This window comes from Halomonas sp. S3-1-1, assembly GCF_023757625.1.
GTDB lineage: Bacteria > Pseudomonadota > Gammaproteobacteria > Pseudomonadales > Halomonadaceae > Vreelandella.
Genome location: NZ_JALGBZ010000003.1, coordinates 463,194 through 475,520, shown reverse-complemented (window position 1 = coordinate 475,520; position 12,327 = coordinate 463,194). Strand labels below are relative to the sequence as shown.

Annotated in this window: 13 protein-coding genes; 6 read left to right on the top strand and 7 right to left on the bottom strand. The window is 62.8% G+C overall.

The features are described 5' to 3' along the window. Positions 1 to 67 precede the first annotated feature (67 nt). From ureC to MQW23_RS11540, 4 genes are read right to left on the bottom strand one after another with little or no spacing between them, the layout of a single operon-like run. On the bottom strand, positions 68 to 1,780 hold the full coding sequence (ureC, locus tag MQW23_RS11555; RefSeq protein WP_252108244.1) for an urease subunit alpha: 1,713 nt from the start codon (positions 1,778 to 1,780) through the stop codon (positions 68 to 70). Beyond that, complete coding sequence (locus tag MQW23_RS11550) at positions 1,777 to 2,097, bottom strand: urease subunit beta (RefSeq protein WP_252108243.1); 321 nt, start codon at positions 2,095 to 2,097, stop codon at positions 1,777 to 1,779. The genes ureC and MQW23_RS11550 overlap by 4 nt, the downstream gene beginning before the upstream one ends. Positions 2,098 to 2,120: 23 nt before the next feature. After that, positions 2,121 to 2,423 (bottom strand): urease subunit gamma, encoded by a 303-nt coding sequence (gene ureA / locus MQW23_RS11545; RefSeq protein WP_252108242.1) that lies wholly within the window; start codon positions 2,421 to 2,423, stop codon positions 2,121 to 2,123. A gap of 30 nt (positions 2,424 to 2,453) precedes the next feature. Beyond that, complete coding sequence (locus tag MQW23_RS11540; RefSeq protein WP_252108241.1) at positions 2,454 to 3,338, bottom strand: urease accessory protein UreD; 885 nt, start codon at positions 3,336 to 3,338, stop codon at positions 2,454 to 2,456. A 332-nt stretch (positions 3,339 to 3,670) separates the two neighbouring features. On the opposite strand from MQW23_RS11540, the gene MQW23_RS11535 reads away from it, so the two are divergent. The 6 genes from MQW23_RS11535 to MQW23_RS11510 all read left to right on the top strand — a co-directional run bounded on the left by MQW23_RS11535 (position 3,671) and on the right by MQW23_RS11510 (position 9,552). Further along, positions 3,671 to 4,102, top strand: coding sequence for a DUF2946 family protein (locus tag MQW23_RS11535; protein ID WP_252108240.1), 432 nt, complete (start codon positions 3,671 to 3,673; stop codon positions 4,100 to 4,102). A gap of 115 nt (positions 4,103 to 4,217) precedes the next feature. Beyond that, positions 4,218 to 5,588 (top strand): PepSY-associated TM helix domain-containing protein, encoded by a 1,371-nt coding sequence (locus MQW23_RS11530; RefSeq protein ID WP_252108239.1) that lies wholly within the window; start codon positions 4,218 to 4,220, stop codon positions 5,586 to 5,588. 181 nt (positions 5,589 to 5,769) lie between these two features. Then, positions 5,770 to 6,738, top strand: a complete 969-nt coding sequence (locus MQW23_RS11525; RefSeq protein ID WP_252108238.1) for a metal ABC transporter solute-binding protein, Zn/Mn family — start codon at positions 5,770 to 5,772, stop codon at positions 6,736 to 6,738. Between the two features lie 19 nt (positions 6,739 to 6,757). Then, positions 6,758 to 7,540, top strand: a complete 783-nt coding sequence (locus MQW23_RS11520) for a metal ABC transporter ATP-binding protein (RefSeq protein WP_252108237.1) — start codon at positions 6,758 to 6,760, stop codon at positions 7,538 to 7,540. A 3-nt stretch (positions 7,541 to 7,543) separates the two neighbouring features. Further along, positions 7,544 to 8,635, top strand: a complete 1,092-nt coding sequence (locus MQW23_RS11515) for a metal ABC transporter permease (protein ID WP_252108236.1) — start codon at positions 7,544 to 7,546, stop codon at positions 8,633 to 8,635. Next, positions 8,632 to 9,552: a metal ABC transporter permease gene (locus tag MQW23_RS11510; RefSeq protein WP_252108235.1), complete on the top strand. Its 921-nt coding sequence runs from the start codon at positions 8,632 to 8,634 to the stop codon at positions 9,550 to 9,552. Before MQW23_RS11515 ends, MQW23_RS11510 begins: the two co-directional genes overlap by 4 nt. Positions 9,553 to 9,647: 95 nt before the next feature. Here MQW23_RS11510 and urtE read toward each other — a convergent pair whose 3' ends face one another. Genes urtE through urtC form a run of 3 tightly spaced genes read right to left on the bottom strand, consistent with a single transcriptional unit; the run spans position 9,648 to position 12,327 of the window. Next, positions 9,648 to 10,355, bottom strand: coding sequence for an urea ABC transporter ATP-binding subunit UrtE (gene urtE / locus MQW23_RS11505; protein ID WP_252108234.1), 708 nt, complete (start codon positions 10,353 to 10,355; stop codon positions 9,648 to 9,650). Continuing rightward, entirely contained in the window at positions 10,355 to 11,191 is an 837-nt protein-coding gene (urtD, locus tag MQW23_RS11500; RefSeq protein ID WP_252108233.1) for an urea ABC transporter ATP-binding protein UrtD, read from the bottom strand. Before urtD ends, urtE begins: the two co-directional genes overlap by 1 nt. After that, a complete protein-coding gene (gene urtC, locus MQW23_RS11495; RefSeq protein ID WP_252108232.1) occupies positions 11,188 to 12,327 on the bottom strand; it encodes an urea ABC transporter permease subunit UrtC in 1,140 nt (379 codons plus the stop codon). The genes urtD and urtC overlap by 4 nt, the downstream gene beginning before the upstream one ends.

Sequence of the window (12,327 nt, the reverse complement as noted above, 5' to 3'; positions counted from 1 at the left end):
TGGCAAAAGACCCTCTCTACGGGCTGCTCCCGGCTCTTATGTCACGAGGGTTTATGACCCATACCATTCAAAACAAATGATACCGCTGCGCCAGCGGAAGCTCCGTGGCGGGCTCGCAGGTCAGCAGTTCGCCGTCGCAGCGAACTTCATACGTTTGCGGGTCCACGCTGAGCTCCGGGCAGGCATCGTTGAGCTTCATGTCCTTCTTGCGCACGCCGCGCACGTTCTTGCACGCGGACAATTCACTTTGAAGCCCCAGGCGCTCCTTGATGCCCGCATCGATGGACGCCTGGCTTACGAAGTTGAGCCGGGTCTGGCTCGCCGCGCGGCCAAAGGCGCCGAACATGTGGCGGTAGTGCACCGGCTGGGGCGTCGGGATCGAGGCGTTGGGATCGCCCATGGGGGCGGCGGCGATCATGCCGCCTTTCAGGATCAGCGAGGGCTTCACGCCGAAAAACGCCGGCTTCCAGAGCACCAGATCCGCCAGCTTGCCCACCTCGATAGAACCCACTTCATGAGCGATGCCGTGGGTGATCGCCGGGTTGATGGTGTACTTGGCGATATAGCGCTTGGCGCGCAGGTTATCAGCACCCAATGCCTCGTCTTCCGGCAGCAGGCCGCGCTGCACCTTCATCTTGTGTGCGGTCTGCCAGGTACGGCAGACCACTTCGCCCACCCGGCCCATGGCCTGGGAGTCCGAAGCGATCATCGAGATCACGCCCAGATCATGCAGAATATCCTCCGCGGCGATGGTCTCGCGGCGAATGCGCGAGTCGGCGAAGGCCACGTCTTCCGGGATGTTCGGGTCCAGGTGGTGGCACACCATCAGCATGTCCAGATGTTCGTCGATGGTATTCACCGTGTAGGGGCGCGTCGGATTGGTGGAGGACGGCAGCACGTACTCCTTGGCGCAGGCGGTCAGGATATCCGGCGCGTGGCCGCCGCCCGCCCCTTCGGTATGGTAGGTGTGGATACCCCGCTCCTTGAACGCCGCGAGCGTATCCTCCACAAAGCCTGACTCGTTGAGCGTGTCGGTGTGAATCGCGATCTGCACATCGTACTTTTCGGCAACGCTCAAGCAATTGTCGATGGAGGCGGGCGTGGTGCCCCAGTCCTCGTGAAGCTTGAGCCCCAAGGCCCCGGCGTCGAGCTGGGCTTCAAGGCCTTCCGGCAGGCTAGCGTTGCCTTTGCCGAGCAGGCCGATGTTCATCGGCAGATCATCCACCGCCTGGAGCATCTTGCCGATATGCCAGGCGCCGGGCGTACAAGTGGTGGCATTCGAGCCGGTGGCGGGGCCAGTGCCGCCGCCGAGCATGGTGGTCACGCCGCTCATCAGCGCCTCTTCGACCTGCTGCGGGCAGATGAAATGGATGTGGGCGTCGATGCCGCCGGCGGTGAGAATCTTGCCCTCGCCGGCGATGACCTCGGTGCCCGGGCCGATGACGATCTCGACGTCCGGCTGGGTGTCCGGGTTGCCCGCCTTGCCGATGGCCGCGATGCGCCCGGCCTTCAGGCCGACATCCGCCTTGACGATGCCCCACCAGTCGAGAATCAGCGCGTTGGTGATCACGGTATCCATCACCGCGTCATCGACGCGCTGGCTCTGGCCCTGGCCATCACGCACCACCTTGCCGCCGCCGAATTTCACCTCTTCGCCGTAGTGGGTGGCGTCACGCTCGACCTCGATCCAGAGCTCGGTGTCGCCCAGGCGTACGCGGTCGCCTACAGTGGGGCCGTACATGTCGGCGTAGGCCTGACGGCTGATCCTGTTCGTGGTCATTGCCTATCTCCCTCCAACGCACCCATGACATCGCCACGGAAACCGTAGATCTCGCGCTTGCCGACGAACGGAATCAGCGTGACCTCGCGGCTCTGGCCCGGCTCGAAACGGATCGCGGTGCCGGCGGCCACGTCGAGGCGAAAGCCGCGAGCCTTGTCGCGGTCGAACTCAAGCGCCGGATTGGCCTCGGCGAAGTGGTAATGGGAGCCGAGCTGAATGGGCCGGTCGCCGGTGTTGGCGACCTCCACGGTAATGCGCTCGCGGCCGGCGCACAGCTCGATCTCGCCCTCTCTTAATTGGTACTCACCGGGAATCATGGCAGCCTCCAAATGGCGAAACACTAGTTGATGGGCGTGTGGACGGTCACGAGTTTCGTGCCATCGGGGAACGTCGCCTCGACCTGTACCTCGTCGACCATCTCGGCCACGCCCTCCATGACGTCATCGCGGGTCAATATCTCGCGACCGAAGCTCATCAGCTCGGCCACGCTTCTGCCGTCGCGGGCACCTTCCATGATCTCGAAGCTGATCAGTGCCACCGCTTCCGGGTAGTTGAGCTTCAGCCCGCGGGCCTTTCGGCGCTCGGCCAACTGCGCGGCGGAGAACAGCAGCAGCTTGTCCTTGTCTCTCGGGGTCAGTTCCATGGAGCGTTATCCTCTAAAAAAGATGAAGCGTCAGGTCAGCCAAATGCGCGGCGTGTGGGCCTCGCGGTCGATCAAGCGCGGGCGCAGAAGCCGCCAGGCCCGCTCGCAAAGCGTCCAGGCATCCAAGCGCGAGCCGCCGAGGTAGCGCAGCAGCAGCACGCCATGGCGCAGGGTGACCGCCCAGTTCGGCTCGGCCGGAAGCCGCTCGCGCAGCGCCTCGATGGCGCCAGGGCCGTCCTCAAGACCCACCGCCCAGAGCGTGGCCTGCACCGTGGCCCCGCCCTGGCCCCAGCGACCAACGAAACGCGGATGGTTGGGGTCCAGCGGCTGGCGCTCGAGCCACAGCGGCTTGTCGTCCAGGGTCAGGCGAAAGTGCTGCTCGATGCGCCCGGACACGAACGGTAGCGCACTGGCCGGGCGGCCCAGCGCCATCACCTCCCAGCCAAGGCATCTGGCGCTGCCGTGAAGAGCGATATGGGTGTGCTGCTCGCCCTTTGAGCCATCGAAGGCGATGGTCTCCTGGGGCAACCATTCGAGTACTCCGCCGTCCTCCACGCAAAGCTCGGTACGCTGGGTCCAGGCCACGCCCTGACTGTCCGCCTTGTAGAGTTTGTTGGCGGCCGGCGTGGTCAAAAGCGCGTGGGCGCCGCGCTCCACATGGGCACTGATGGTCAGCGCATCGCCGCTGACCAGGCCCCCAGGCGGGTGCAGCACGTAGATGTGGCAGGCCTCACCGCGGCCCTCCGGGTAAAACGGGCGCTGCACGCGAAGCGGGCCGTGGTGGCGCGCCTGGATCAGCCGCGTGGCGCCGCCGCGCTGGGCAAAGCGCAGCGCAAGCGACGCCGCCCAGCGGCGCTGGTCGTCGAACCGATGGCCGGAGGGGGGGTGTGATGCACTGCTATCGCGTGCCGTCATCAGGCGGTCGCTTTTAATCGATTGAGTCATATTACTGAACAATGCAAGTTATGCGCCAAAATGGTGAAAAGGGCCAAGGTAGCTCCTAACCGGGGCAGCGCCCTTCACTCTAGCCAAAAGCATGCACCAAAATGGGTTATTTTGGCTGCAAAAGCACCACAAAAGCGCAAAGCAGTGCGTAGCTGAACCGGGACAAAAGGCCACACCAAGGATCTCTTAACAAAGAGCGTTTTACGCTACCATGGCCCGATTGACCGGGCCGCTTTCACCTCAAGGCCCACTATCGACAGCGCCGCGCCTTGACCGTGGCTTTCTTGCCAAGGGTACTCATCTTGCCACTTCAGCGCTTTGCCCATAGCCGTTGGTATCGCGTCGCGCTTCACGCGGCGCTGACGGCCATGCTGTTGCTGCTGATCAGCCCGCTGATTTCCCAATCCCAGGCGGGGCATCACGACCAGCACGCAGGTCACCACGATGCCGCCCACTCGCATGATGCTCCCTCGGCTCACCATCACGCCCATCCGTCAGCGCACGATCATTCGACCCACGTTTCTCAACAGTCGCTTGAGCCCATCTTCACCTGGTTTCATGAGTGCGGCTACTGCTCGCTGTGGCAACAGTTTCCCTCCTCTCATGCGTTCTTGCCCGCCATTGCTCGCCAAGCATTCGTTCACCACGCCCCGCGGCCAAAGCCGCCGCATCAGGGGTTTGCGTCCTTCGATAACTACCTGCATGCGCCTGTCCGCGCCCCGCCGCTCGCCTGACGACACCCACCAGCTTGTATGACCCTATTCTTACGACCTGACGGCCGCCCTTGGCCGACGGGTGCGTGTCGCTATCACTCAGGCGCCCCTTCCATCGGGCACTTCAGGAGCCGTGATGACTTCTCATGTCGACCCCCGATCGGCGGCGAAAACGCCGTTCGATCTCTACCGCGCCGTCTGGCGCTGGCACTTCTACGCAGGCCTTCTGGTTCTACCCTTTCTGATCACCCTCTCGATCACCGGGGCGCTATACCTGTTTCACGATGAGATCGACGCGCTCGTGCACGCCGACGTCAAACGCGTAGCAGCGCAGGAAACCACCCAGCCGCCTTCCACGCTGGTAAGCGCCGCCCTGGACGCTCACCCGGGGACGGCATTGAAGTACACCGATCCGGAAACGCCAGAGAGTTCCGCGGAAATCACCGTAAGCACCACTGAAGGCGAGCGGCTGGCGGTCTACGTGAATCCTTACAACGCCGAGGTGCTAGGCGCAATGGATGACCAAAGCACCCTCATGTGGACGGTGCGCAAGCTGCACAGCTTCAAGCTCTTTGGCGCTACGCCGCGCAAGCTGATCGAGATCACCGGCGGTTTCGCGATTTTGCTGGTGCTCACCGGCGTGTATCTGTGGTGGCCCCGCGGCAACGCCAAAGGCGGCGTGGTCAGCGTGCGCGGCGCGCCGAAAAAGCGCGTTTTCTGGCGCGACCTGCACGCGGTAACGGGGCTGTTCGTCGGTGCCTTCATTCTGTTTCTGGCGATCACCGGCATGCCCTGGTCCGGCGTGTGGGGCGGCCAGGTGAACCAGTGGGCCAACGGCAACAACTTCGGCTACCCTTCCGGGGTTCGCGTCGAGGTGCCGATGTCCGACGCCCGCCTGAGCGAGGAAACGACGACGAGCTGGTCGATGGAGCAAGCGCAAATTCCCGAATCGACCTCGACGCCGTCAGAGCAAGCGGGCATCGGCCTGGACGAGGCGGTATCTACCTTTGAAACGATGGAGATGCATCCGGGCTTTACGGTAAGCCTGCCCACCACCGTCACCGGCGTCTACTCCGGCTCAGTCTACCCGAATGATTTGAGCCAGCAGCGGGTGGTACATCTGGACCGCTACTCCGGCGAGCCGCTGGTGGACATGAGCTACGCGGATTACGGCCCGCTCGGGCGGTGGCTGGAGTTCGGCATCAACGTGCACATGGGCCAGCAGTTCGGGCTGGCGAACCAGCTACTCTTTCTGGCGGTATGCGTGGCGATCATCCTGCTGTGCGTCAGCGCCGGCGTCATGTGGTGGAAGCGCCGCCCGAAAGGCGGCCTGGGCGTGCCGCCGATGCCGCAAGACAAGCGCGCCTTTCGCGGCATTCTGACGATTCTCGTCGTCGGCGGCGTTCTCTTTCCGGTGACCGGCGCGGCGATTCTAGTCATGCTGTTCATCGATTGGTGTCTGGTGCGCCCTCTTCAGCAGCGACGCCTCGCCGCACGCAGCGCTTGATTCTTTCCCCAGCCCTTTGCCCCGGTCCTTTTCCCCGGCTCTTTATAACCAGGCCGGGGCACTTCTTCTCACTTTCACACCGCTTGACAGGCAAAGCCGCTGGCAGGAAACTTAGCAAAGGCTATACTTCTTACCAGACGTAAAACACCGCCCGCTTTTTTGATCACCGCGAGGATCCACCATGGCCGTACACCGTATCGTTGCCGCTATGGCGCTACTGCCGCTGAGCTCGCTGTCGCTGGCCGACGAGCCGCCACTGAACGTGGTGGCGACCATCGGCATGATCGCCGATGTCGCTCAGAACGTGGGCGGCGAGTGCGTCAGCGTCGAGGCGATGATGGGCCCGGGCGTCGACCCACACCTTTACCAGGCCAGCGCCAGCGATGTAGCCCTGCTGCGCGGCGCCGATCAGATTCTTTACTCGGGCTACGCGCTCGAGGGCCAGCTTGGCTCGGTGCTGGAGAACTTTGCCAAGCGCACGCCGACGCTTGCCGTCGCCCCCGCGTCGATCGAGGAGGATGCGCTGATCACCTCTCAAGGCGCCTACGGGGTCGACCCGCACCTGTGGATGGATGTCTCGCTCTGGGCGCAAACCGTCCCGACCTTGAGCGACACCCTGGCCGAGGCGCGCCCGGCGTGCGCCGCCTCTATCGAGGCCAACGCCGAGCGCTACGAAGCCGAACTTCTCGCGCTGCACGAGTGGGTCAAGGAAAGCATCGCCTCCATCGCGGATGAGCAGCGCGTGCTGGTTACCGCCCACGACGCGTTCAGTTACTTCGGTCGCGCCTACGACATCGACGTCGAAGGTATTCAAGGCATCAGCACTGCCACCGAAACCGGCATTGCCGATATCCGCAACATGGCCAATAGTGTGGTAGAGCGGCGCGTACCGGCGGTGTTCGTCGAGAGCACCATCAACCCACGCACCATTCAGGCGGTGATCGACGCGGCGCGCCAAAGAGGCCATGAAGTCAACGTCGGCGGCGAGCTTTATTCGGATGCCATGGGTGACGACGGTACCGTCGACGGTACTTATATGGGCATGATCTACCGCAACACCGAGCACATCGTCGAGGCGCTGGGCGGCACCCTCGCTCCCCTGCCGGAGGCGCTCAACGACTGGGCGAGCGAGTGGCAGCTCGACACCTGATGACCAAAGGCATTGTTTGATGACAAAGACCGGTAACGCTGAGCCGGCACTCAGTATCAAGAATCTGACCGTGAGCTATCACAATCAGCCCGTGCTGTGGGATATCGATCTCGATATTCCCGCCGGGGTGATGGCGGGCATCGTCGGCCCCAACGGCGCGGGCAAAAGCACGCTGATCAAGAGTATTCTGGGGCTCGTGCCGTCGCTTTCCGGCGAGGTGCAGGTGCACGGCAAGTCCTACGCCTCCCAGCGCAAGCGGGTGGGCTACGTACCCCAGCGCTCGAGCGTTGACTGGGACTTCCCCACCACCGCGCTGGATATCGTCATCATGGGCCTTTACGGGCGTCTTGGCTGGTTCAAACGCCCTCGCCGTAAAGAGCGCCAGGAGGCCATGGAAGCGCTCGAGATGGTGGGTATGAGCGAGATGGCGAACCGCCAGATCAGTCAGCTCTCCGGCGGTCAGCAGCAGCGGGTGTTTCTGGCTCGCGCGCTAGTGCAAAAAGCCGACGTCTACTTTCTTGACGAGCCCATGGCCGGAGTCGACGCCACCACCGAGCGGGCGATCATCGATATCCTGCGCCGCCTGCGCGACGAAGGCAAAACGGTGATCGTCGTTCACCACGACCTGCAGACGGTGAGTACTTACTTCGACTGGCTGCTGCTTCTGAACGTACGGGTCATCGCCTCCGGTAACGCAAAAGAGGTGTTCAAGATCGATCATCTTCGTAAGGCCTACGGCGGCCAGATCGCCCTGCTCGGCGACAGTGAATCGCTGATGTTCTCCGCCTCGAAGGTGACGTGACCCATGTCCTGGCTAGACCTTCTCACCGACTACACCTTTCAAAACGTGGTGATTGGCGCCTCACTTTTAGGCCTGATCAGCGGCCCCCTTGGCTGCTTTGCGGTACTGCGCCGCCAGAGCCTTTTAGGCGACGCTATCTCCCACGCGGCCCTTCCGGGAATATGCCTAAGCTTTATCATCACCGGTAGCCGAGATATCGGCGGCATCATGATCGGCGCGCTTGTGACCGGCTCGCTTGCCGCGCTCCTCATGCTGCTGCTCACCCGCAAAAGCCGCCTGAAAACGGACGCGGGCTTGGGGGTTTGTCTGAGCCTTTTCTTTGCCGTTGGCATCGTGCTGCTCACCTATATTCAGGGCACCAGCAACGCCTCCCAGGGAGGGCTTGAAGCTTTTCTGTTCGGCCAGGCCGCCGCCACGCTGCGCTCGGATCTCTGGGTAATGGGCGGCGTAACACTAGTGACACTTTCACTGCTTGCTGCCTTTTGGAAGCAGGCCAAACTGGTGACGTTCGACGCCGAGTACGCCCGCACCTTGGGGATGCCTACGACGGCCATCGAAGCGACGCTTACCGCCATGGTGGCGCTAGCGGTGGTGGTCGGTTTGCAGATGGTCGGGGTGATTTTGATGGCGGCGATGATCGTCGCCCCGGCGGCGGCGGCGCGTCAATGGAGCCGCCACCTGGGCTCAATGCTTGCCATCGCGGCGGGTGTGGGCATCGTCAGCGGCGTGTCCGGGGCCACCATCAGCACGCTCTCGCGCGGACTCGCCACCGGCCCGCTCATCGTGCTTACCGCAACAATCATCGTGCTGCTGTCACTGGCCCTGGCACCTAACCGCGGGCTTTTATGGGGCATCGTGAAACACTACCGCCAGAAAGCCGAGCTGCAAAAACGCCAGCTTCTTTACACACTGTACAAACACCCGACCAGGCCCGCGACACGGCGCTCGACGCTGAGCGCGCGGTTAACGCTGGCTCGCTTGAAGCGCCAGGGCTACCTGATCCGCTCACAAGGTGAGGCGGGCTGGGGGCTAACGGCAACGGGGCAGGCAAAAGCGCGCCAGGTCGTCGCCACCTTCGAGGAGGTCGCGCCATGATCGCGGAGCTTCTCAACAGTACCGCGCTGCCGATCATTCTGGTCGGCGCCATGGTGGGCATCGCCTCCTCGGCAGTGGGGACCTTTTTGGTGCTGCGCGGCAACAGCATGCTCTCGGATGCCATTAGCCACTCGATCGTGTTCGGTATCGTCATCGTCTGGATACTCACCAAACAGCAGAGCGGGCCGGTGCAGCTCATCGGCGCCGCACTGACCGGGCTTTTGACCGTCTTTCTCACCGAGGCGCTGGCCAACACCAAGCGCGTCAAACAGGACGCCGCCATCGGGCTTGTGTTTCCGGCGCTGTTCTCCATCGGCGTGCTGCTGCTCAATATCTACGCCCACGACGTTCACATCGACACCCACACGGTGCTGCTCGGAGAAATCGGCTTCGTCTGGCTGGATACCGTCGAGCTGTTTGGCCTGCCCATTCCTCAGGCGCTGGTGTCGATGAGCGTGATGACGCTGATCAACTACGCCTTCATCGGGCTCTTCTACAAAGAGCTGAAGCTTGCCACGTTCGATCCGGCGCTGGCCAAAACCTTCGGTTTCATGCCGACGATTCTCTTTTACGTGCTCTTGATGCTCACCAGCTCCACCGCCGTAGCCGCCTTCGATGCCGTCGGCGCGGTGCTGTTTATCGCTTTTGCGATCGTCCCCGCCTCGGCGGCATACCTGCTCACCGACCGGCTGTGGATGATGTTCGTCATCGGCGCGCTGATTTCGATCGCCTCGAGCATTAGCGGCTACTTTCTCGCTGTGCATTTCAACGTCTCGATCGGCGGCATGATGGCGGTGATGACCGGGGTATTTTTGATCCTCGCTTTTCTGTTTGGGCCGCGCTATGGCTTGATGACCCAAGTGCTGAAGCGTCGACGGGCGCGGCAAGCACCTGTGGAGCCGCCAGCCACGATGTGAATGCCGGTGCCTACCCGCCTAAAAAAGCGCCCGCCTATTGGCGGGCGCTGTCTTTGGTCGAGCGTCATTAATCGAGGCAACCGGGTGTGGATAACTCACACCGTCAGGTGCGTCTTGATCAGCTCCTGGGATAGCTCGCCGATCTCACCCTTGGCTACCGGGCGGCCGCGGTCCATGATCACAAAGCGGTCGGCGTATTTTCTGGCAAAGGGTAGCTTCTGCTCGACCAGTAGCACCGTTAGGCCGTCCTCTTCGATCAGTTGGCGGATTACCTGGCCGATTTGCGCCACGATGTTGGGCTGAATGCCCTCGCCCGGCTCGTCCAAAATCAAAAGTTTGGGCTCGATCACTAGGGCACGGCCGATGGCGAGCTGCTGCTGTTGGCCGCCGGAGAGATCGCCGCCACGGCGATGTTTCATCTCCTCCAGCACCGGGAAGAGCTCATAGATCCGCGCCGGAATCTTTTTCAAGCCGTCGCCACGGGCGGCAAGGCCCGTGCGCAGGTTCTCCTCGACGGTCAGCATGGGAAATATCTGGCGCCCCTGCGGGACGAAGCCTACGCCCAAACGCGAGCGCGCCTCGATCGCCTTTTTGGTCAGCTCGACCTCGCCGCCTTCCGCTTGAAATCTAAGCGCGCCGCTTTTGACCGCGACTTCGCCCATGATCGCTTTCATCAGGGTGGTCTTGCCCACCCCGTTGCGGCCCATCACGCAGGTGCACTGCCCTTTGGGCACGTCGAGATCCAGATCCCACAGGGTGTGGCTTTCGCCGTAGAATTGATTGAGTTGTTCGATCGCGAGCATCAGGCCGCCTCCTCGTCGTCCGCGCCCAGGTACACCTCGACCACGCTGGGGTCGCTTGCGACCTGGTCCATGCTGCCTTCGGCCAGCACGCTGCCTTGGTGAAGCACCGTCACCTTGCGGGCGATGGAGCGCACGAACCCCATGTCGTGCTCGACCACCACTACCGACTGCTTGCCGGCCAGGCGCGTCAAGAGCTCGGCGGTGCGCTCCATCTCCTGCTCGGTCATTCCGGCCACGGGTTCGTCGACCAGCAGAAGCCTTGGGCGCTGCATCAGCAGCATGCCGATCTCCAGCCACTGCTTCTGGCCGTGGGAGAGAATACCCGCGGGTTGAAAGCGCAGCTCGGTCAAACCGATGGTGGTCAGCACCTCTTCGATGCGATCGCGTGTCTCGCCGGTCATGCGGGCGGTGAGCGTGGGGAAGATGCGCTTGTCGGCCGCCATGGCGAGCTCCAGGTTCTCGAACACGCTCAGTGCCTCGAACACCGTGGGCTTCTGGAACTTGCGCCCTATGCCCAAACTTGCGATCTCGGGTTCGTTCATTTTCAAGAGATTATGGCGGCTGCCGAACCAGACGCTTCCCTCGTTGGGCCGCGTCTTGCCGGTGATGATGTCCATCATGGTGGTCTTGCCCGCGCCGTTGGGGCCGATGATGCAGCGTAGCTCACCGTCGTCGATGGTCAGGTTCAGCTTGTTGATCGCCTTGAAGCCGTCGAAGCTGACGGTGACATCCTCCATGTAGAGAATCGGGCCATGGCGCACGTCCACGGTGGACGCCTGAGGGGTCATGAAATCGAAGACCCGATCGCGCTCTCTAAGCGACTCGAAAAAGCTCATGCGCTCGCCTCCCGTGAGTAGGTGGAATCGCGTCGGCGAAGATGGGAAAAGAGCCCCGCCACGCCTTTGGGCAGAAGCACCGTGACCAGCACGAACAGCCCACCCAGGGCGAAGAGCCAGGCATCCGGCATCACGCCGGTGAACACGGTCTTGGCGTAGTTGACCAGAATCGCGCCGATCACCGCGCCGTAAAGCGTGGCGCGCCCACCGAGCGCCACCCACAGTACGATCTCGATCGAGAACAGCGGCGAGAACTCGCTGGGGTTGATGATGCCCACTTGCGGCACGTAGAGCGCCCCGGCGACACCAGCGAGCATGGCGGAGACCACGAACACGAAGAGCTGAAAGCGCTCGACCCGGTAGCCGATGAAGCGCGTGCGCGCCTCGGCATCACGAGTGGCCACGCAGACGCGGCCAAGCTTGCTGGTGACGATCGCCCGGCACAGCACGTAGCCCAGCGCCAGCGCTACCCCGGAAGCCAGAAAGAGCCCTAGCCGCGTATCACTGCTTCGCAGATTGAAGCCCAGAATCTCGCGGAAGTCGGTAAGGCCGTTGTTGCCGCCAAAGCCCATTTCGTTGCGAAAGAACGCCAGCATCAGCGCAAAGGTCAGCGCCTGGGTGATGATCGAGAGATACACCCCGGTGACCCGGGAGCGAAACGCCAGAAAGCCGAAGATCAGCGCTAAAAGCCCGGGTGCGAGCAGCACCATGGCGAAGGCGAACCAGGCCATGTCGAAGCCTAGCCAGTACCAGGGCAGGCTATCCCAGTTGAGAAACACCATGAAGTCCGGCAGCACCGGGTCGCCGTAGGTGCCGCGGTCGCCAATTTGGCGCATCAGGTACATGCCCATGGCGTAGCCGCCAATGGCAAAAAAGGCGCCGTGGCCAAGGCTTAGAATACCCAGATACCCCCACACCAGATCCACCGCCACGGCGAGCAGCGCGTAGCTCAAGTACTTGCCGAACAGGTTCACCGTGTAGGCGTTCACGTGCAGGGCGCTGCCTTGCGGCACGGCCACGTGCAGCACGGTGACGATCAGCAGCGCGGCAAACAGTACGCCGAGAAACAGCTGGGTGGCGCGCTCGGTGAATGGGCGGGCGAGCCAGAAGCGGCTCGAGGTTGCCTGAAAGGTCAT